The sequence below is a fragment of the Mesorhizobium sp. M0587 genome, assembly GCF_040320945.1.
In the GTDB taxonomy this organism is placed as follows: Bacteria; Pseudomonadota; Alphaproteobacteria; order Rhizobiales; family Rhizobiaceae; genus Mesorhizobium.
Window position 1 is genome coordinate 14,515 of sequence record NZ_JAMYQP010000050.1, and the last position, 20,527, is coordinate 35,041.

Sequence of the window (20,527 nt, forward strand, 5' to 3'; positions counted from 1 at the left end):
GGTTGAAATGGAGGAAATTTGCGTGGAACCGATCAGTCTCAACGTGCTTCTGACCAGCGTCGGCAAGGAACTCGGCGTGTCGCCGTGGCGGGTGGTCTCGCAGCGGATGATCGATCAGTTCGCCGAGGCCACCGATGACCACCAGTTCATCCACTGCGATCCGGAGCGCGCCAAGCGCGAGACGCCATTCGGCGGCACCATCGCGCATGGCTTCCTGTCGCTGTCGCTTTTGTCGGCAATGACTTTCGAGACCATGCCGGCGCTCGAAAACAGCAAGATGGGTGTCAACTACGGCTTCGAATCGCTACGCTTCCTGGCGCCGGTGAAAACCGGATCGCGCATCCGCACCCGTTTCGTACTGGCCGACGTCAAGGTCAGGCCGTCAGGCTGGGTGCAGACGACGCAGGGCGTAACGATTGAGATCGAGGGCTCGAAAAAGCCAGCGCTTACCGCGCGCTGGTTGACGCTGACGCTGATCAAACGCCAGCCGGAAGCGCCTGAAGGGCTCTACGAGCGTCAGCAGGGATGATCTGCACACGCCGGCCAACCTGCAGGGCGATGTAGACGACCAGCGCGCTACCGATCGGCAAACGCGGCCACGTGGGCCGACAGGTAGAGTGGCAGGAATGCCTGATCAGGCTCCGTCGGAGAGGGCGTGGATGTATCGGAAGCGCCTCGCCTTTCTCTTCACGAAGATCTATGGTGATTGCGGACCACGTCGAAAAATCGGCTTGTGATGAGTTGGCAGATCCTCCCCGACTGAATCAGCCTCAAATGGGGTGTTCTCGATCAACCGGGTCCAACTTGACGGCGCGGGTGTCGCTGATCGGCTGCTCGTCGACGGGCCAGGTAAAGGCAGAACGCGGCGGTGCAAGAGCTACGCAGTTGATGTGGACTCCCAGAGCTGGGAGCCGGAAAGCCACGATCAGAAAGACCCCCGAGCCTCAGTCGGGATCGAATAAAGTGGCTTGGCGAGAGGCCTTCGAAGACGGGGTCGAGAGTAGACGAACGAGCTCGACACGCGTATTGCGCAGTATTGTCGAGAGACGGAGGATTTACGCTCGCTACTCAACTGACAATTCAGCGAGACGCCTCGATCGAGGCTTACGACTCTGCTGCTTGCATGCCGAAAAGCAAGGTTGGACAGTCGTCGACAGCAAACCGGCCGCCGATCTGGGCACGTCGCTGTTGCATCCGGCCTTCAGGAGCGGATCAGCGATGCAGGGCAGATTCGTGATCGTGCTCGCAGAGCCGATGGATCGCCTGACCCTGACCGCTGCAAACCGGGCAGCCTGGGCTGGTCAAACGTTGCAACAGATCCTTCAAGGAAATTCATAGAGTCTTAGCAACTCCGGCTCGCTGTGAATGGTAGGGTTGTTGCACCCATCTGAGGTCAGTGGGTCAAAACCGTGGCCCCGCTAATCTTCGACTCGCGCCTAACTGCTTGCCGTTTCGGCTAAAGGCAAGAAGAGCGCCCATTTGTTTGTTCGACACAGCGATGTCGGCCGTCGTTGCGGCCACCGAGATTTGTCCGGTCGCTAGACAACCTGAAAGCTGCAACTTCTGTGGAGAACGCGAAATGAGAAATTCGGTAGGGCTTGGTCCTGACCCATGATGACACTGGTGAGTCGCCTACGCATGGCAGCGCATTCTGACCGCCTTCGAATACTGGGCCTTTGTGCGCATGCGGACCTAACTGTCTGCGAGCTAGCGGAGATTATGGGCGTGTGTCGAGAGCGGGTTGCGCGACACGTCCGGCTGCTCGCCAGAGCCGACTGTCTTTGCTGTAACGAGCAGGCTCCATGGCGCTCGTACCATCTCAAAGCAGAATCCAACGACGGCGGGCTGGTTCGACTACTGGTCGATCTCCTGCCCCATCGCGACGGCTATCATAAACAGGACCTGCAGCGGCCCCTTCCGGAAGGGGGCCATCTGACTCATGGTTGGGCGGTTAATTTTTCCGGAACTGACTATCAACGCGTCCCCTATGGATTAGATGAAAAGACACAGCAGATTGACTATGACCGCTTGCGCGAGACAGCCAAGCGGGAACGGCCGCGGCTCATTTGGGTCGGCGGAACTGCTTACCCACGTGTCTTTGACTACGCGGCAATGGCAGAAATCGCCCTGGAAGCGAACTCCTATCTCGTAGCCGACATTGCGCACATCAGCGGCCTGATTGCCGCGGGAGCGCACCCGAATCCCGTAGGCCATTGCGACGTGGTCAGCAGCACGTCCCACAAGTCGATCCGCGGTCCCCGCGGTGGCTTCATTTTGTCGAGGAACGAAGATCGCTATCAGGCCCTGTATCATACAAAGAGCAAATACAATCTCGCCAGACGAATAGACCGGTCGGTCTTCCCTCACCTGCAAGGCGGGCCCCACATGAATGCCATCGCTGCGCTAGCGGTTGCCTTGCACGAAGCCGCGAACCCGTCCTTCCGAAGCTACGGCCAACAGACGGTCAAGAATGCCAAGGCTCTGGCACATGCACTGCTTGAGCGAGGTTATGACCTGGTTACCGGGGGGACGGACAATCACATGCTGATCCTTGATCTTCGCGATCGGCCACTGTCGGGCAAGGCCTATGCCGAGCGACTAGCAAAGGCAGGAATCATCACAAACTTTAATATGGTGCCTGGCGACCATCGGGATCCGGCGGTCACAAGCGGAATTCGCCTGGGGGCGCCAGCAGTGACGTCAATGGGCATGCGCGATGTGGAAATGGTGCAAATTGCTGGCTTCATTGACTCCGTCCTCCAGCGGCCAGAGGACGAAGATCTCCATGCCTGCGTGCGAAGAGACGTTGCCGACTTGTGCGCTGCGTTCGAGGTCCCGGGCATCTCCGACAAGTAAGGTGGGCCAAGCAAAATGCCCATACCACATCCAACACCCGAAGCGAGGTATTTATGGCTAGGCAGTTCGTGTTCTCTTCCGAATCGGTTGGCGCGGGACACCCGGATAAATTGGCCGACAACATCTCGGATGCCATCCTCGATGCCGTCCTCCGCACAGATCCCAAGGCGCGCGTCGCCTGTGAAGCGTTGGTAAAATCAGGGATAGTCGTTCTGGCTGGCGAGATTACCAGCGATGCGCAGGTGGATTATAGCCAAGTTGCGCGCGATACGATTCTCGACATTGGGTACGACGACGAGGCCGTCGGCTTTGACGGCCGGCGTTGCTCCGTCGTTCATGCCCTCACCGAGCAGTCGCCCGACATCAGCCAAGGCGTTGACGAGGGACGAGGGCAAGATCTCCAGCAGGGAGCTGGAGATCAGGGCCTCATGTTCGGCTACGCATGCCGCGAGACCGATACCCTGATGCCTTTGCCGATCCAGCTCGCTCATCGCTTGACGAAGCGACAGGCCCATGTCCGGAAGGCACGACAGCTTGGCTGGTTGCGTCCTGACATGAAATCCCAAGTCTCAGTGCGGTATGAGGGATTGCGCCCGGTCGCCCTGGATACCATCGTCGTGTCGACGCAACATGACGAGCAGGTCTCGCAAGAGACTGTCCGCGAGGGCGTCATTGAGGAAATCATAAAGCCTGTCCTGCCGACCCACCTGGAGACGGAAGGCATCAGAATTCTGGTCAACCCGACGGGGCGGTTCGTAGTCGGCGGGCCGCGCGGCGACTGCGGTCTCACTGGACGCAAGATCATCGTCGATTCCTATGGCGGGATGGGTCGTCATGGCGGCGGCGCCTTCTCGGGCAAGGACCCGTCCAAGGTTGACCGCTCAGCTGCCTATGCAGCCCGCTATGTCGCAAAGAACATCGTCGCTAGCGGACTTGCGGACGTGTGCGAGGTGCAGCTTGCTTACGCAATCGGCGTGGCCAGTCCGGTTTCCGTCATGGTCAACACGTTCGGGACAGCCAGGGTTGAGGAAAGCAGGATCGAGCGCCTCATTCTTGAGTCGTTCGATCTCAGACCGAAAGGCATTATCAAGATGCTTGATCTCTTACGCCCTATATACCGCAATACAGCGACCTATGGCCATTTCGGCCGTGAAGAGCCTGATTTCACCTGGGAGAAGACAGACAGGGCGGACGAATTGCGTCGCGAGGCAGGACTCGCCGCCCCGTGAGAGCCGCCGGCGAACGGATTGGCAAGCGGAAAGCCCATTCCCACCGGGCAGAGCCGCGCCTGGCAGGCGTGGCGAGAAGCCGGCCCGGGTTTTGGCGGAGACATTGATGCCGGATTCTGACGTGCTTTGCATCGGCAATGCCATTGTCGACATCATCGCCCAGTGCGACGAGGCATTCCTGGAGACCAACGGCATCATCAAGGGTGCGATGAACCTCATCGATACGAGGCGCGCCGAGCTGCTGTACAGCCGCATGGGCCCGGCGATCGAGGCCTCCGGCGGCAGTGCCGGCAACACCGCCGCCGGCGTCGCCAGCTTCGGCGGACGCGCCGCCTTCTTCGGCAAGGTCTCCAACGATGCGCTGGGCGAAATCTATGCGCACGACATCCATGCGCAGGGCGTCGCCTTCGACACCAAACCGCTCAAGGGCGAGCCGCCGACGGCACGCTCGATGATCTTCGTCACCCCGGACGGCGAGCGCTCGATGAACACCTATCTCGGCGCCTGCATCGAACTCGGCCCCGAGGATGTCGAAGCGGACAAGGCTTCGGGCGCCAAGGTCACTTATTTCGAGGGCTATCTGTGGGACCCGCCGCGCGCCAAGGAGGCGATCCGGCAGACGACGAAGCTCGCGCACGAGGCCGGGCGCGAAGTGTCGATGACACTGTCGGATTCGTTTTGCGTCGACCGCTACCGCGACGAGTTCCTCGAACTGATGCGCTCGGGCACGGTCGACATCGTCTTTGCCAACAGCCACGAGATCAAGTCGCTCTACCAGACAAAATCCTTCGACGAGGCGCTGCAGGCTATCCGCAAGGACTGCAAGATTGCCGCCGTCACCCGCTCCGAAAAAGGTTCGGTGATCGTGCGCGGCGAGGAGACCGTCACCATCCAGGCGACGACGATCCGCGAACTGGTCGACACCACCGGCGCCGGCGACCTCTATGCCGCCGGTTTCCTCTATGGCTACACGCAGGGCCGCACCCTCAAGACCTGTGGCGATCTCGGCTCGTTGGCCGCCGGGCTGGTCATCCAGCAGCTCGGTCCTCGGCCGCGGCAGAATCTGCGCCGCGAGGCTGAACGGGCTGGGTTGCTGTAGATGCGCGAGCAACTAACCAGCTGCCCTACTGACGCGATTATCGCAGTGGCCGAACTGTGTCAAAGCTCGCTCATATCGAAGCCAGTCGGTGAAGGCCACCGAAAGCGGCGGAGTTCGTGGCTTCGACGCCGGCAAGAAGGTCAAGGGCCGCAAGCGGCACATCGTCGTCGACACGCTGGGCCTGCTGGTAGGCGTCGTCGTTCACGCCGCCGACATCCAGGACCGCGACGGCGCGCCGGCCGTCCTGAAATCCATACTCGAGCGCTGGCCGTGGCTGCGCCATGTCTTCGCCGATGGTGGCTATGCAGGGCCGAAACTGCGGGGCGCCCTGCAAAAGATCGGCAAGTTCACCATGGAGATCGTCAAGCGGTCGGACAGCGCCAAAGGCTTCGAAGTCCTGCCGCACCGATGGGTCGTGAACCGCTGTACAATGTTGCCAAGTTTGCCTTTGAGTGGTCGGTGCGCATCGAGCGTCCAAGCCGTAAGCGGCAGCTTGTTGAGGCTCGTCGCGGTCGGAATGCGAGTCGATTTGTCGCGGGCGAATCAGAGCCACCACAGGATTTAATGCGCCATCGACGGCCCAGCTGCGAGCTGGCCGATGGAGGCGCACATGGTCCGGCGCAAGGATCGCCCTGTGCTGCTCGTGCATGTGTCGTTCGAAGCGACAAGAACCGGCCCCCAACATCTGCTCGAGGCCTATGCCCGCCTTGTGCCGATGATACGGCGCACAAGCCAGCGGCCGGACGGTCCTCCGGGCCGCTCATCGAAGGCGAAGGAAGTAATGGCGCGATCGGGAGTGAGCAATGACCGAGATGCGATGCGCGCTCTATGCACGGGTATCCAGCGAGGCCCAGACGCGCGACAACACGATCGCCAGTCAGGTCATTGCGTTGCAGGAACGCATCGCCGCCGATGGCTTCGTGCTTGAGCCAGGTCACAGCTATCTGGATGACGGCTACAGTGGTTCGATTCTGCTTCGCCCGGCGCTGGAGCGGCTGAGGGATGCGGTTGCCAGTGGACACGTCGAGCGTCTCTACGTCCATGCTCCCGATCGGCTCGCCCGCCGCTACGCCCATCAGGCGCTGCTGATCGACGAGTTCCGTCGTGCCGGTGTGGACATCGTCTTCCTGAACCGCCCCATTGGTGGCACGGCCGAAGATGATCTTTTGCTCCAGGTCAGGGGGTGATCGCCGAATATGAGCGGGCCAAGATCCTCGAGCGGAGCCGTCGCGGTCGTCGTCATGCGGCCCGTTCCGGCTCCGTCAGCGCGTGTGCCGGCGGCTCAAGCAGATGGGCTGCCAAACGCGGGCAGGAGCCATGCATTGGCACGCCTCCACGATCCGCGGTATGCTTGCCAATCCCGCCTATGTCGGACGCGCCGCTTTCGGGCGAGCCCGCTACTTGCCACCACGACCACGGTTGCGGCCAATCCGCGGCGATCCGCAGCCCTCGTCGCGGGCCACTTGCCGCGTTCTCGTTCCGCCTGAAGAGTGGATCGAGATCCCTGTTCCCCCACTTGTCGATCGCACCGTGTTCGAGGCGGCCCGTGCACAGCTTGAGGAGAACGGCAAGCGCAAGCGCCAACGCATGCCCGGCGCGGACTGGCTGCTGCAGGGCCTTACGGTCTGTCGGCGTTGCGGCTACGCCTATTATGGCAAGCGCGCCCCGAGTTCCCGCAAGTATGACCCGACGAACACGCTGCGCTACTATCGCTGTATCGGTGCGGATGGCTACCGCTTCAGCGGCCACGCCGTGTGCAATAACCCGGCGGTGCGCGGCGATCACCTGGAAGAAGCAGTGTGGGATCAGGTGAAAGGCCTTCTGGAGGACCCGCGTCGTGTGGCCGACGAATATCGCCGCCGCCTCCGCCAAGCCCGCGACGAAATCCGCGAGCCGGATGAGATCGTCCGCCTGGAACGACAGATGGCCACCTTGCGTCGCGGCATCGGCCGGCTGATCGACAGCTATGCCGAAGGCGTCATCGACAAGGCGGAATTCGAACCGCGTATCGCTGGCCTGAAACAACGCCTCTCCCAGCTTCAGGAGCGGCACCGAGCGGCGGTCGAAGTGGCCGAGAACGAACGCGACCTCTCACTCCTCATCAGCCGTCTGGAAGAAGGTGACAGCAGGGCTCGCCGGCCTTGATCGGGCCGGCATGCGGCAGATCATCCGCTCCGTGGTTCGTCGGGTCGAAATCGACGACGCCCACATCGAGATCATCTTCCGGGTTCCCCCGCTCGATGGCCCAGCCCGCCCAAAATCACCAAGCAAAATGACCAGTTCCACGCAACATTGTACAGACGTTCGTCGAGCGGACCTTCGCATGGCTGGGCAGATGCCGAAGGCTGGCCAAGAACTTCGAGCGATCCATCGAATCCGCACAGGCCTGGGTCTTCATCGCAAACATCCGCTTGCTCACCCGACGCCTCGCAAGGACCTGAAAATATGGCGGTCATTCCGATTCAGACACCAATGATCCCCCACATCGCACCGACGCTCCGACACCAGTCTTCGAGTACGGTCCGGATACTCGCTTCAGGATCGGCGTCGCGTTTGAACGCCCACCAGATTAGGGATCCCTGCCATATGCTGGCCATCTGCCAACCCATTCGCTCGGCATGTGCAGCTTGGTTCGTCAGCCGTCTGCCTTTACCGCAAATTCATCAAGCGAATCAGGGTAGTTGTCATGGGGCGAGGCACTTATGACTTTCTCGCCAGGGACGACGCCCCTTGGGCCTACTACGACCAACGTGTTCTTGTTGTCACGTCCCAGCCGATTCCGAATCCTAAGGGACATCTGGAGACGCGCAGCGACGTAGACGATCTCATCACCGAAGTCTCAGCGACGGAGATGTGTGGGTTCTCGGCGGAGGGAAACTGGAGATGGCGTTTATCGAGTCGGCCCTGAATAACGGTTAAGGCGTTGATATTCCGAACCCGTGAAGAGGGATGGAAGCATCCGATTTCGCCGTTTTCGACTGGAGTGTTTGCAGGCACCAGGCAAGCCAAAGAGCGAGAACCGTGAGGATCAGGCGCAGATTTTGGCCTGCGGCGACGAGCAGCGCATTGATCCCATCGCCAGCATGGCCGCGGAGGAAGTTGCGGTCCACCGGGCTGCTGGCGCGCCTTTCATGGCTTCTTGAGAAGGCGCTGTCGCGAACGGAACGACACTTTCCGATCATTGTGATCCAGGAAGCCGGTCTCGACGGGTTCTGGCTCCTGAAGGGATCGAAAGCCACGTCGTCGATCCCGCCTCGATCGCGACCCGTCGCCGACAGGCGAAGACTGACAGGATCGACGGCAAAGCCATGGTGCGGGCGCTGCTGGCCTACAAGCGCGGCGAGCCGCGGGTGTGCGCGATGGTCAAGGCCCCCGGCCGGAAAGAGGAAGACCGCCGTCGCATTACTCGACAGCGCAAGGTGCTAACCGGCGAATGGGTGAGCCACGTCAACCGTATCAAGGGATTGTTATTTGCACAGGGCATCTCCGGATACGAACCGCTGCGCCGCGATCGGCGGGCACGGCTTGAGGAACTGCGGACCGGCGATGGCAGAGCGCTGCCAGCGCATCTCAAAGCACAGATATGCCGCGAACTCCATCGGCTGGAACTGCTTCTCGAGCAAGTCAAGGCCGTGGAGGCGTGGAGGCGTGGAGGCGTGGAGGCGGAGCGAGCCGCGTTGCTGGCCGAGGCGCAAGACGCGGCAACGCCCACCTCGGCGGCGATGTTGCTAGACGTGAAGGGCATCGGACCGGAGTTTGCTGCCATGCTTTGGTCGGAAGGGTTGTTCCGCCATTTCGACAACCGACGGCAAGTGGCGGCCTACGCCGGCCTTGCGCCGACGCCTTGGCAAAGCGGCTCGGTCGATCGTGAGCAAGGCGTGTCGAAATCCGGCAATCCGCGGCTGCGAACGACGATGGTTCAACTCGCCTGGCTATGGCTGCGCCATCAACCGCAATCGGCGCTTGCTCTCTGGTTCCGTGGACGCGTTCAGCAAAACGGCGGGCGGATGCGTAAGACAATGATTGTGGCGCTCGCCCGCAAGCTGCTAGTCGCACTCTGGAAGTATGTAACCGCCGGCATCGTGATCGAAGGCGCCGTGATGAAGGCCTGTTTGACCCTAATCCCGTAATCCGCCAGGACCCGATCAGTCCTGGCCGATCCAGGTGGATGAACCGATACCTAGCATGGCCTGAATGCCCGTTTTGTAGAATGGTTTCATCCTCCTGAGCCCTTGCTCGCCGCAAGCGGGATATTGGTGCAGCCGTACTGAACGGCGACCGCATGTGAGGTTGATCGTGCTCGGAGACGGCCGGTCATGCAAATCGGGCTCAGACCTTGGATGCCGAAACAGTCCTGGGGTTCTGCTCATGCGTTGCTGAATTTAATCCTTGACCCCAAGAAGCCCATGTGAGGCCAGGTACCAGCGCACGCAAAGCAGGATCACCGACTGGTCGAAATGGCGGCCCTTGAAAATCACGTGCTTCTCCACAGCTGAGGAGTGTTTCTTGCCATGCTCCGCTTACCGAAAGGTTTGCGACAGAGCCGCCTTAGCCTCTCCTGTCACCGCAGTGTGTTGCTCTAGTCAAATACCGGTGAGCGGAGTTCTTCCTAGTCCGATTGATGTTCAGCCTACCTGTCGTCTTGGCCTTGAGGAGGAGGTGTCAATCAGCATGGACATCGCGACCGTGCTGGCTGATGTTGGGCTCACGTTCGCCCCAATCACATGGTGAAGCCGCTGTTGATCCTTCACAAACCGATACGTAGGTCACCGCACGGTTCAAAACGAGAACCGGTCGCACGCCATTCATTCGGAGCCGCGGCGCTTTGTCAGAACTTCATCAAAATGAAGGGCCCACTTTGCAGGCCCCTTTTTGCAAGCCTGAAAGACGCGATCTTACAGTTTGACCGCCGCTTCCCGCGCCCACAGCCGCAGACCCCGGCAACTTTCAATGAAATCCGTGGCACTCGCCTTGTCGGCCAGCGGCAGCATTCCCTCGTCAGCGCCGGGCTCGACGCCCGCTTTGGCCAGAAGCGGCAAGGAGCCGGGCGTGAAGCCGATGAACTTGCAATGAGAAAAGGCATCGGCCACGAAATCGCGAGCCGTTGCTTCGCCGGCCAGCAGATTGGCGCTCTCTTCGGTGAGCAGGATGGCGACCGCGTCAAACAATACCGATGGGCCACCATCGATCATATGCTTGGCCACAATCTTGGTCCCATCGCTGACCACCGCACCGCCAACCTTTGGCGCGATGACTTCCATAGCGGCCCCTTCATTCTCAATGGCAGTCTGTAAGGCTTTGAAGAGACCGGCGTCCGTGCCGGTGCCGATCAGGACACCAACCTTGCGGCCAGCAAAGCTCTCCGGGCCATTGGCAATGATGCTCAGCGCTGGCGAGGGCTCGAGATCCGTCCGCGGCGATACAGCGGCGTCGGCCGGCTTCGGCATCTCGGTGATGCCAAGCTTGTCGGCGACCGTGACAGCGAGACCCTCATCGATGTTCAGCAAGTGCGCGATCATCCGCTCGCGGATGGCTGGGGTTTCAACCTTGCTCAGTTCAAAGGTCAAGGCCTGAGCGATGTGGCGTTGCTCAGGTGGGGTCTGGCTGTTGAAGAACTGGGCGGCCTGGCTGTAGTGGTCGGCAAAACTTTCGGGACGAAGCCTGACCTTCTGGCCCTCCTCGCCGTCAGCGAACGGCCGGAACCCACGCTCAGGGGATTCGCGCGGGCCGACGCCGAATGAATTCGGCTGGTAGTTGGCCCGTCCAACCGGGTTGCGCATCGCCATGTGGCCGTCCTGCTGGAAATGATGGAATGGGCATTTCGGCGCGTTGATCGGCAGCTGCGTGAAATTGGGGCTGCCCAGGCGTATGAGTTGAGTGTCGAGGTAGGAGAAGTTGCGGCCCTGCAGCAGCGGATCATTACTGAAGTCGATGCCAGGCGGAACATTCTGGGTCATGAACGCGACCTGCTCGGTCTCGGCGAAGAAATTATCGGGCATGCGGTCGAGAACAAGGCGCCCCACAGGTATTGGCGGCAAGATCTCTTCTGGAATGATCTTGGTCGGATCAAGGATGTCGAAGTCGAAATTGTCGGCAAACTCCTGGTCGAACAATTGCAGGCATAACTCCCATTCGGGGAAATCGCCGGATTGAATGGCATTCCAGAGGTCCCTGCGATGGAAGTCGGGATCTGCGCCATTGATCTTGACCGCTTCGTTCCACACGACTGATTGCATGCCAAGCTTGGGCTTCCAGATGAATTTCACGAACGTCGATTCATCGGCCGCATTGACAAGCCGGAAGGTGTGCACGCCGAACCCTTGCATGAAGCGGAAAGAGCGCGGGATGGCGCGATCCGACATCACCCACATGATCATGTGCATCGATTCCGGCGTCAGGCTGATGAAATCCCAGAATGTGTCGTGCGCCGATTGGGCTTGCGGAAAGTCACGGTCAGGCTCCGGCTTGACCGAATGGATTACATCGGGAAACTTGATCGCGTCCTGGATGAAGAACACCGGGATATTGTTTCCCACGATGTCCCAATTGCCCTCACTGGTGTAGAGTTTCACGGCAAACCCGCGGACGTCACGGGCGAGGTCGAATGACCCCTTGCTGCCGGCCACCGTCGAGAACCGGACGAATGCCGGCGTTTTTTCTCCGGCCCGCTGGAACATGTCGGCGCGCGTATATTTTGCGAGCGACTCGTAGGTTTCGAAAAAGCCATGCGCGCCATAGCCACGCGCGTGCACAACCCTCTCAGGAATGCGTTCATGGTCGAAATGAAAAATCTTTTCGCGGAAATGAAAATCCTCGATCAGCGTGGGGCCACGTTCGCCGATCTTGAGAGTGTTCTGATCGTCTGAGAGCGGGCCGCCCTGGGCTGTTGTCAGGACGTCAGTGTCACCCTCCGCAACCTGATGCAATTCCCCTCCTTGACCTCTGACCAAGGTCAAGTCGTGGACGGTGGCTGTCGGTGCGTTGGCTTCGGCTACTGGCTTACGCGGCATAGTGCTCTCCTTTGAAACGCTTGAGAAATGTTGGCTCTGTCGCAAACCTGGAAATGGGGTTGTGAACGGCCATTTCGGCCTGTCCGTGAGGCAGCGAGGATATCGAATTGCTCAGCGATCGACAGACTGGGATTGTAGGCATACCTCGCCTGTCGCTTGCGCATCATGTGGATCATCTCGATGCCGGAGAGGATAACCACGGCGCTCGCCTGCGACTTGAAGCCGAGCATGGCTCGAACGCGGCGCTTGATACGCCGGTGATCCTGTTCGATCCGATTGTTGAGATACCGGCTATTGCGGATGCGGATCGGCTTCAGCGGTCGCCGCGATCGCTGCCACAGCCGGCTAGCGTCGCAGGAAAGGATCGCCTCGTAATTGGTCTGGCTGCCGTCGATGACGATGCGCTCCGGCCGGCCATGGCGCGTCAGCACCTTGCGGAGGAAGCGTTTGACCACCACCAGGTCACGGTTTTCGCTGAAGAAGAACTCGACCGTGTCGCCGAGGCTGTCGATGGCGCGGTAGAGATACATCCATTGGCCGCGGACCTTGATGTACGTCTCGTCCATATGCCACTTGCTGCCGACCGCACGCTTGCGCCGGTTGAAGCGCTCCAGCAGCTGCGGCGAGAAGTGGGCGACCCAGCGATGCACGGTGGAGTGGTCGACCTTCAAGCCGCATTCGGCCATCATCTCTTCCAGATCGCGCAGGCTCAGATTGTAGGCCAGGTACCAGCGCACGCACAGCAGGATCACCGACTGGTCGAAATGGCGGCCCTTGAACATCACGTGCTCCTCCACAGCTGAGGAGTGTTTCTTGCCATGCTCCGCTTACCGAAAGGTTTGCGACAGAGCCTACTTGACCGTGAAGACCGCCCACATCCCGGATGTAAAGTGACCCGGAATGTTGCAGAAGAGAAGGTACGTGCCCGGCTTTAGATCAAGCCGCAGGACGGCAGTCTTATTCGGATCGAGCTCGGAGACTTCGCCTAGAATACCCGGCATTTTATCCTCGTCCACCCTACTCTCGCTGCTGTTGTATGGAAACGGCCTCGACAAATCCCTGAGCCGCGTAATGATCATTTCGTGGATTGTGTCCTTCGATGAGTTGAGAACCTCGAACGTTATCTCGCCAGCATTGACGGTGTCCACGCTAAGGGCAATGCCCATCGTCACCTTCGACATATCCTCGCCGACCGCGGGAAACCCGAGGTTGGTCGCCATAGCCGTTTCTACTCCCTTGTCCCAAAGCGATACGTTTACCACCGTCCCTGCGGCATGGGATGGACTCGCCGTCGCCACTTCGATGGCCAAAGCCGCAATCGGCAGAAAAGCGCGGATAGCAAGTAGCCTTCCAATCCCGTTACCTCTGAACATGATCGAGCCTTCTATCTAACCAGAGTGACGCCAGTAGAATAGTTGTCCGAATCATGAAACGCATTGATCCAAATCAGTGAATGACCACGCGACCAGACGCTCCCTGAATTACCGTCGCCGGCCTCGGCGTGATCGCGCTCCTGTAACGCCTAAGTGTCTGAATCGGAATGACCGCCATGTTTTCAGGTCCTTGCGAGGCGTCGGGTGAGGAAGCTGATGTTTGCGATGAAGACCCAGGCCTGTGCGGATTCGATGGATCGCTCGAAGTCCTTGGCCAGCCTTCGGCATCTGCCCAGCCATGCGAAGGTCCGCTCGACGACCCATCTTGCGGCAGGACTTCGAAGCCTTTGGCGCTGTCCGACCGCTTGACGATCTCCATGGTGAACTTGCCGATCTTTTGCAGGGCGCCCCGCAGTTTCGGCCCTGCATAGCCACCATCGGCGAAGACATGGCGCAGCCACGGCCAGTGCTCAAGTATGGATTTCAGGACGGCCGGCGCGCCGTCGCGGTCCTGGATGTCGGCGGCGTGAACGACGACGCCTACCAGCAGGCCCAGCGTGTCGACGACGATGTGCCGCTTGCGGCCCTTGACCTTCTTGCCGGCGTCGAAGCCACGAACTCCGCCGCTTTCGGTGGCCTTCACCGACTGGCTTCTCTATTCGGCGGTTTGAAGTCAAGCGCCTCCTGGTTCTTTTTCGCTTTTCCGGCATTGGACGTCTTTCGCGGGGCCTTGCTTCTTTCCGAGATCGGCGCTCTGGCCCTGCCCTCTATGGGGATTCAGAAGAATGGGTGGAACAATCTGTCGAGCGCCTTGATTGCCGATGATGGGCAATCGAGCCAAGCCAATCGACGAACTCACCTCATTCTCGTCCCGCGCAGGACAGCTTTTCCACCGGTGGGTGGAACTGGTGTCCCCGTCGGGGGGCGACGTTTATCAATTGTTCAGCCGGCGACCGGCATCATTTCCGTCCTGGTCCAGCGGAACTGTGTGCCGTCGCTCCAGATGCGATGCATGATCACCGCCAGCCGGCGGGCGAGCGCAACGATGGCTTTCTGCTGGCCGCGCCGCTTGGCGACGTCCATCGCCCAGGCCTTCAGCCAGGACCATTTCGTCACCCGCGTGAGCAGTGTCTGCGCGGCCTCGTAGAGCAACGTTCGCATCATGCCGTCGCCGCATAACGAGATCCCGCCCACCCGGCGGCTTTCGCCCGATTCATGGAGCGCCGGCGTCAGGCCCAAAATCGGACCGACCGCCTTGGAGTTGCGGAAGCGGGCGGGGATATCGATTGTCGCGGTGTAGGCCAGCGACACGACGGGGCCGACACCGGGGATCGACATCAGCCGACGGCAAACCTCATCATCCCGGACGATCGCCAGAAGCTTGAGGTGCAAGGCGGCATAATTCTGGCGCAGCTTGCGGCGCGCGTCGAGCAACGGTTCGATGATCTCGGCCAGATCGGGCATGCCTTCGGTGAGCTCGCGGATCCGCTCCTCAAAGTTAACCGCACCGACCTTGCCAACATTGAGACCGAAGTTGCGCAACAGCCCGCGGATGTCGTTCTCGATGGCAATCGCCTTGTCCTTTAAGAGCTTGCGCGCCGTCAGCAGCGCCCGGCGCTTCTGACTCGTCAGGGTCTTGACATGCACCGGGCGGAACAGATTGACCCGCATTATCTGCGCGATCCCGCGCTCCGGCGTGGCGCTTTCCCCGCGGTGCGCTCGATCGGCGCCTGATCTTGTGCCTCTACGGATTGGGCACGAATGCCGGTCTGAAGCGCGTCGCGGCCGGATACGCGGATGTCAGCTACGAAGAACTGCTTCATGTCGGACGGCGCTTCATCCATCGGGACACGCTGGAGGCGGCTTGTGGGCGCGTCGCCAGTGCGACGCTGGCGATCCGCAACACCGCCATCTGGGGCGAGGCCGGCACGGCCATGTCAGTCCGCAACGTATTTGCGAATGACCAAGCATATGCCGTGCCAAACGATAAATCGGTTCGGAACAATACGGTAGCTCGAACGCAGCTGTGTCGCATGTCCGACCTCGGCGAACGCTGTGTAGCTTTTGTTGCCACGGCTGTATGGGAGCGCAGAGGTTTGAACACGAGGCCAATTCCGCGGCAAGGATTTGGAATTGCTTGGCCAGGGATGGATTTGGATTGTAGGCGAAGCTCGCCTTGTTGCTTACGCATCACGTGAACCATTTCGATACCCGTTTAGGATGTTCGCGTCTGATGCTGGTGATTTGAAGCCGAGCATCGGCCGGATGCGGCGATGAGCCTGTTCCGATCCGGTTATTCAGGTATTTACTCTTGCGGATCCGGATAGGCGTCAGCCGACGGCGACGGATCGTCTCGTAGGAAATGACGATGCCGCGCTCGAGCAGCATTTCTTCGAAAATAATGCAGGCTCAGCGGAAATCGATAATTCAGCCACCGCGTGGGCGATGATCTCGGGTGGGAACCGATGCCGTTTGTAGCTGATCTGCGAAGTGTTCATCCCCGCATCTATCGCAGCGATCCCTGACAAGCGGCTACGGTGACAACGCCCGGCTGAGCCTGATGGTCGATCAGCGATAGGTCTCGACATGGAGGATGCCGACGATCTGGTGGACCTCCTGAACACCGCAGACCTGAAACGCAGGGTCGCCGTGGTGACTTTTGATCGGAACCAAACCGGCGCCGAAGAATGATCGGTCCTTTTTGTGCTTGATCAGAAAGGACGCGAAAAACCGTCCGAAACTCACTGGTTATAGCTCGGATGTGGACCATCAACTTGGTACCTTTCCAAACTTGATTTCTTCGTTTGGTGACCCATAAGATGGCCGCTTGGGGTTCTGCACGCGAGGATTGTGATGAAATCTCAAGCGGTCTATAAGCCCGTGGCCACAGCGGCGGTGGACGCGGTGATCGGTCCCCTCCCGATTGGCAGCATCGTATCAGTCCGGGACACGATTGCGGCAGTCCGCAAAGCTGATCCCGATTTGCAAGTGACCGACTGTGAATTGGTCGAGACCATCATGGACTTGGCCACGCTTCACGGTCAGTTCGTGCAGTTCGACCTCAGGGGGCCCTGATGCTCCTCGGTTTTTCTACTCTCCGGTCGCCATTAAGACCACCGGTCCGTGGCGGTGTCCGGTGCAACATGAGCCACGTTCAGGGGGCCAAGGAACAGCTTCTTCAGTGGCCCAATAGAGGCCTATCTGGCGGCAGATGCCTGCTTAGCCGCTATTGACCCCCCCACGAGGTTTGAAAGGCGTTCGTTGGGGCCGCTACGGAGGCAGGGATGCTACTCCTCGATCGCTAGGAGTACTCTGAGTACCTGTCACCCCCGCTCATGCCACTCTCCGCGCCGCGCCAGCGGTCGGATTGATGGAACCAGCCGTCGGCCCGCACGTTATGTCGCGTCGATGCAAAGGGAGGCAGCAACAAGACGATGCTGGTCGGCTCCGTGGCCGAGGCGTCCGAGCACCCGCCCGGCAACAGGGCATATTGGTGGACAGAACAAAAGGCCGCGCGCATGACTGGCTGGGCGCCGCCGCCGGCCCATGACACTGACGATGATGCAACCGACCGCCGCACGATGAAAACCGGAGTACCGCTGCTCATAGCGACGGCGCCTAACCAATGCTTCTCGCCGGCGATCGAGGTGCCAGATATCACTTCGACTGGGCTGCTTGCGGCGCAGGCCCGGGCGTAGTCCAGCCCAAACTTCCTGCCCCAGCCACGGATCCTCTGTAAGCGCTATTTTCGCTGCGCGTTGACGCGGGCGCTTTCAAGGGATGGCCTTCGAATTGGGAAAGGTATCTGGTCTGATCAGGCTGCTGTTGCTTTGGCGAAGTTGAAGGGCAGCAGATCGTAGATATCAGCGTCCTCGTTGCGTTGAGGCAATTCAGTGAGGACTTGGCGCAGCCACGCTAACGGCTCGACGCCACAGGCGCGGGGCGGATGCGGTGTGAATCCGGCTGGCCACCCAAAGATGAGCAGCCAGCCAGAAAATTCACTTCAGCTTCACGACAATCCCTCCGGCCGACAGATTGAGCTTCAATCCCGACGTGGTCGAATGGAAATGCACGATGACGCCATTCTGATTTTCGAGTGCCACGACGCTGCCGCCGCCCGCGAGTGTCGCACCTGCGCCGGCCGCGACATAGGTTCCGGCGACATCCTCGACCTTCTTCAGATTGTAAACGGTTCCGGCACCGTCAATTCGCTCGGCTCCGATATCGATGAAGGTCAATCCCGAAACGGTGAAAGGATAGGATTTACCCTCGAAGTTCAGGGCTCCGGCACCCCACGTGTAGCCAACGCCAGCAGCCACGCTGCCGCCGGAAAATGTCATGGTTGCATCGGCGGGCCTCTGAACTGCTTCTGCTGTCGCAAAGAAGGAAATTCCGATGAGGGAAAGTACGGTCAGACAGATAAGACCAAGTCGTTTCATGTGAGTTCTCCTTTTTGGCGGGCGATTGGAATCTGTCATCGGTGACATCGCCCCTTGTTAATTCACGTCAAGCAAAGGCGGAATAATCCGTTTTTTTATCCTGGCTCCTCTATCCTGGCTCCGAGGAAGGGGTACCCGCTTCAGCTCTCGGCACCGGGGGAGGACACGAGGTGCAATGCAGCAGCGGCGGTGGCGACTCCCCTTGGGCGACGGCTCGGACCACGATCTTTGCTGGTGGGTTATCACCTTAACTCGCGTTCAGGGATTTGCGGCATAGACCGAGGGCATGAACACCGCGACCGTCAGCTACAAGCACCATCGTTTCCCGCCGCAGCCATCATTAGCGCCCCACGCCGCTCACAGAATTGCTACGCGGCCTGGGTCAGGGCCGCAAGGACTTGGAACGGGTCCTTGACTTTCCACTGCTGCGCTACGGAGCCATTGAACGAATAGGCCCACACGGGGCTCCCGGGCTCAGGCCTCCGATCTCGGTCGTCGACAACCAGGGAGGTGTCGGCGAGGGAGGTGATGTAGCCTGGACGCACGAGGAGGTTCCACTGCTGGGACTTTGTCGGCGTGCCCCTATATTCGGAAAGGACAAGCGGGACCTGGTGGGCAATCTTCCCGTCCTTGAAGTCAAGGGCGAGGGTCTTGCCTCCCGCATCGAGCAGAATGACATTCTTGCTCAGCTCAATATTCCAAACGAGCGTGGCGCCTGATCCGCTGAGGGGCCAAAGCCCCACAGGGGCGCCGATGATCTGGTCATTCACGCCCAAGCCGCGGCCAGTGTCCGCCTGCCACTGGATTACATTTTCTGACATAACGTTATCCTTTCTGGAGTTGGAAGCCCTTGGTGTTTACCATAGAGGATTACTATCGTGGGTGACGTTTCATTAAGGATTCTGAAGCCTATTTCACCATTGTGTAATAAGCGTAATATTTGGACGCGTATTCTATTCTGGAAGGCGTTGGTGCGTGGATCATTTTTCAAGGGTTTGCCGATAGGCAGGCGAGATCGCCAACGACATGATCTTCGCCCGACGCCCTACAAACACTATGCCAGCCGCCATCACCGAGTCGCGAAGGTGAAATTAAAGGTGATAAACTGTCCGGAATACGAGGCGGGCTTCGGCGGCGCGGCAGTCTGACGCTGTGGTTGACAGAAGAAGCCTTCGCCAGTTGGCATGCGCCGTGAAGAACGACCCGCGGCGCCAGCCCCGCTATTCCGATCTCGCCATCGAGGCGGCCTTGACACTGGGATGCGTGTTCGGGCTTCGTCTGCGCCAGAGCGAGGGATTGACGACCTCGCTGCTCGACCTGATGGGCCTTGAACTACCGGTTCCCGATCACAGGACGCTAAGCCGCCGGCGCAGATATGGAAACGATCGGCCAAGCGGCAGCGGCATCCGAGGACGGTCCGCTGCATGTGCTGATCGATAGCAGCGGTTGAAAGTCTACGGCGCAGGCCAATGGCTGGAAGACAAGCCGAAACGGCCGTATGTTCCCATTTGTGCAGGCTTTTTCCAGGATGTCCCTTGCCATAGTGCCTTGCGTCGCAGCGTTGGCATCGACGATTATGCGTCCGATAGCGGGCAAAGCGTTACGTGTCATCTTCGCTCAGACGGGTCTCTAGAAGTGCGAAAGACCCCGGGAGTGATGGGGGCAATCCCGGTCGCGCTTGGCCGGGTGGCCCCATCAAGACAAGATCCATGGTCCGATAGTGGCATAAATCAGCCGAACGTCTGCGATGACAAAAAAGGCTGCGAGAACGCCGTCGATCCATCGCTGCGCTTTCTGATAGACACGCGAAACCCATGGGAGCGAAAACACGATCGCGTATCCCCCGAAAATCACCACGGCCAGAAACGCACACCCCAGCATGATGACAAAGGGCATGTAGACGGGCGTACCCGGCTGCAACCCGAGAGAAATTCCAGCCCATGATGGCCTTCGGATTGGCGATATGCAGGGCGATCCCGCGCCGATAGATCTTGCCCAACTCCGTGCGGGACAGCGCCGCCTCCGGCGTTGCAGAAAGGTCTTTCCCGGCAAGCGCGGAGCCGGCAAACCGTGCACTGAGATAGAGCAGATAGCAGCCTCCGATGAACTGGATGACATTGAGAGCACTCGGCCAGGCTTTCAATACCGTTGCAACGCCGATCGAGGCGAGCACTGCCCACATCCAGGAGACAGAGACGACGCCGGCAGCCAGCCGAGAAATCTTCGCTGAACATCATGGTTCTGTCGCAAACTTTTCGGAAAGGTCATTTGCTGCATGACGCTTGCTCTTTTTTCCGGGAGTTTGTCATGTTCAAAGGCTGCCATTTTGATCGATCCGTGATCCGGCTCTGTCGCAAACCTTTTGGTAAACGGAGCATGGCAAGAAACACGCCTCAGCTGTGGAGGAGCACGTGATGCTCAAGGGCCGCCATTTCGACCAGTCGGTGATCCTGCTGTGCGTGCGCTGGTACCTGGCCTACAATCTGAGCCTGCGCGATCTGGAAGAGATGATGGCCGAATG

14 protein-coding genes and 14 pseudogenes are annotated in these 20,527 nt (G+C 59.8%); 16 read left to right on the forward strand and 12 right to left on the reverse strand.

The genetic code is table 11. The annotated features are described in order from the left end of the window. Positions 1-7 precede the first annotated feature (7 nt). The 10 genes and pseudogenes from NKI49_RS29425 to NKI49_RS29470 form a co-directional block, all read left to right on the forward strand. Positions 8-529, forward strand: a complete 522-nt coding sequence (locus tag NKI49_RS29425; RefSeq protein ID WP_352607562.1) for a MaoC family dehydratase — start codon at positions 8-10, stop codon at positions 527-529. Between the two features lie 590 nt (positions 530-1,119). Continuing rightward, positions 1,120-1,338: a hypothetical protein gene (locus NKI49_RS29430; protein ID WP_352607560.1), complete on the forward strand. Its 219-nt coding sequence runs from the start codon at positions 1,120-1,122 to the stop codon at positions 1,336-1,338. Between the two features lie 300 nt (positions 1,339-1,638). Continuing rightward, positions 1,639-2,856: a serine hydroxymethyltransferase gene (locus NKI49_RS29435; RefSeq protein WP_352607558.1), complete on the forward strand. Its 1,218-nt coding sequence runs from the start codon at positions 1,639-1,641 to the stop codon at positions 2,854-2,856. Between the two features lie 53 nt (positions 2,857-2,909). Beyond that, a complete protein-coding gene (metK, locus tag NKI49_RS29440; RefSeq protein WP_352607557.1) occupies positions 2,910-4,085 on the forward strand; it encodes a methionine adenosyltransferase in 1,176 nt (391 codons plus the stop codon). 106 nt (positions 4,086-4,191) lie between these two features. Next, positions 4,192-5,184 (forward strand): adenosine kinase, encoded by a 993-nt coding sequence (locus tag NKI49_RS29445; RefSeq protein WP_352607555.1) that lies wholly within the window; start codon positions 4,192-4,194, stop codon positions 5,182-5,184. A 79-nt stretch (positions 5,185-5,263) separates the two neighbouring features. Beyond that, positions 5,264-5,749 (forward strand): annotated as a pseudogene (locus NKI49_RS29450) (transposase); the annotation flags it as partial. Positions 5,750-5,987: 238 nt separating this feature from the next. Further along, positions 5,988-6,371, forward strand: a complete 384-nt coding sequence (locus tag NKI49_RS29455; RefSeq protein WP_352607553.1) for a recombinase family protein — start codon at positions 5,988-5,990, stop codon at positions 6,369-6,371. Between the two features lie 130 nt (positions 6,372-6,501). Further along, positions 6,502-7,329, forward strand: a complete 828-nt coding sequence (locus tag NKI49_RS29460) for a recombinase zinc beta ribbon domain-containing protein (RefSeq protein WP_352695856.1) — start codon at positions 6,502-6,504, stop codon at positions 7,327-7,329. A 161-nt stretch (positions 7,330-7,490) separates the two neighbouring features. Then, positions 7,491-7,625, forward strand: a pseudogene (locus tag NKI49_RS29465) (IS5/IS1182 family transposase); the annotation flags it as partial. A gap of 209 nt (positions 7,626-7,834) precedes the next feature. Further along, positions 7,835-8,082 (forward strand): annotated as a pseudogene (locus NKI49_RS29470) (dihydrofolate reductase family protein); the annotation flags it as partial. A gap of 17 nt (positions 8,083-8,099) precedes the next feature. Here the strand turns inward: NKI49_RS29470 and NKI49_RS29475 are convergent. Further along, positions 8,100-8,294, reverse strand: a pseudogene (locus NKI49_RS29475) (hypothetical protein); the annotation flags it as partial. Between the two features lie 4 nt (positions 8,295-8,298). On the opposite strand from NKI49_RS29475, the pseudogene NKI49_RS29480 reads away from it, so the two are divergent. Then, positions 8,299-9,314 (forward strand): annotated as a pseudogene (locus tag NKI49_RS29480) (IS110 family RNA-guided transposase); the annotation flags it as partial. 765 nt (positions 9,315-10,079) lie between these two features. Here NKI49_RS29480 and katE read toward each other — a convergent pair. The 5 genes and pseudogenes from katE to NKI49_RS29505 all read right to left on the reverse strand — a co-directional run. Beyond that, a complete protein-coding gene (katE, locus tag NKI49_RS29485; protein WP_352607549.1) occupies positions 10,080-12,194 on the reverse strand; it encodes a catalase in 2,115 nt (704 codons plus the stop codon). A gap of 89 nt (positions 12,195-12,283) precedes the next feature. Continuing rightward, positions 12,284-12,976 (reverse strand): annotated as a pseudogene (locus NKI49_RS29490) (IS6 family transposase); the annotation flags it as partial. Positions 12,977-13,045: 69 nt separating this feature from the next. Continuing rightward, on the reverse strand, positions 13,046-13,567 hold the full coding sequence (locus tag NKI49_RS29495; RefSeq protein ID WP_352608296.1) for a sulfocyanin-like copper-binding protein: 522 nt from the start codon (positions 13,565-13,567) through the stop codon (positions 13,046-13,048). Positions 13,568-13,749: 182 nt separating this feature from the next. Next, positions 13,750-14,219, reverse strand: a pseudogene (locus tag NKI49_RS29500) (IS5 family transposase); the annotation flags it as partial. Positions 14,220-14,509: 290 nt separating this feature from the next. Beyond that, positions 14,510-15,253: pseudogene (locus NKI49_RS29505) on the reverse strand (IS110 family RNA-guided transposase); the annotation flags it as partial. 20 nt (positions 15,254-15,273) lie between these two features. Here NKI49_RS29505 and NKI49_RS29510 point away from each other — a divergent pair. Further along, a pseudogene (locus NKI49_RS29510) lies at positions 15,274-15,501 on the forward strand (Tn3 family transposase); the annotation flags it as partial. Between the two features lie 406 nt (positions 15,502-15,907). On the opposite strand, the pseudogene NKI49_RS29520 reads toward NKI49_RS29510, so the two are convergent. Next, positions 15,908-16,065: pseudogene (locus tag NKI49_RS29520) on the reverse strand (IS6 family transposase); the annotation flags it as partial. A gap of 355 nt (positions 16,066-16,420) precedes the next feature. On the opposite strand from NKI49_RS29520, the gene NKI49_RS29525 reads away from it, so the two are divergent. Continuing rightward, positions 16,421-16,642: a hypothetical protein gene (locus NKI49_RS29525; protein ID WP_352608298.1), complete on the forward strand. Its 222-nt coding sequence runs from the start codon at positions 16,421-16,423 to the stop codon at positions 16,640-16,642. Between the two features lie 739 nt (positions 16,643-17,381). Here the strand turns inward: NKI49_RS29525 and NKI49_RS29530 are convergent. The 3 genes and pseudogenes from NKI49_RS29530 to NKI49_RS29540 all read right to left on the reverse strand — a co-directional run. Continuing rightward, positions 17,382-17,507: pseudogene (locus tag NKI49_RS29530) on the reverse strand (transposase domain-containing protein); the annotation flags it as partial. A 58-nt stretch (positions 17,508-17,565) separates the two neighbouring features. Beyond that, the gene (locus tag NKI49_RS29535; protein WP_352608300.1) at positions 17,566-18,045 is read right to left on the reverse strand and encodes a hypothetical protein; all 480 of its coding nucleotides are present in this window, start codon (positions 18,043-18,045) and stop codon (positions 17,566-17,568) included. Positions 18,046-18,374: 329 nt separating this feature from the next. Further along, positions 18,375-18,827: an RICIN domain-containing protein gene (locus tag NKI49_RS29540; RefSeq protein ID WP_352608302.1), complete on the reverse strand. Its 453-nt coding sequence runs from the start codon at positions 18,825-18,827 to the stop codon at positions 18,375-18,377. 264 nt (positions 18,828-19,091) lie between these two features. Here NKI49_RS29540 and NKI49_RS29545 point away from each other — a divergent pair. Further along, positions 19,092-19,491 (forward strand): annotated as a pseudogene (locus NKI49_RS29545) (transposase); the annotation flags it as partial. 210 nt (positions 19,492-19,701) lie between these two features. Here the strand turns inward: NKI49_RS29545 and NKI49_RS29550 are convergent. Further along, positions 19,702-19,902 (reverse strand): hypothetical protein, encoded by a 201-nt coding sequence (locus NKI49_RS29550; RefSeq protein WP_352608306.1) that lies wholly within the window; start codon positions 19,900-19,902, stop codon positions 19,702-19,704. 97 nt (positions 19,903-19,999) lie between these two features. Then, positions 20,000-20,188 (reverse strand): annotated as a pseudogene (locus NKI49_RS29555) (LysE family transporter); the annotation flags it as partial. On the opposite strand from NKI49_RS29555, the gene NKI49_RS29560 reads away from it, so the two are divergent. Together NKI49_RS29560 and NKI49_RS29565 are read left to right on the forward strand one after the other, a co-directional pair. Beyond that, entirely contained in the window at positions 20,109-20,285 is a 177-nt protein-coding gene (locus NKI49_RS29560; protein ID WP_352608304.1) for a hypothetical protein, read from the forward strand. The pseudogene NKI49_RS29555 and the gene NKI49_RS29560 overlap by 80 nt on opposite strands. Before the next feature lie 135 nt (positions 20,286-20,420). Next, a pseudogene (locus tag NKI49_RS29565) lies at positions 20,421-20,527 on the forward strand (IS6 family transposase); the annotation flags it as partial.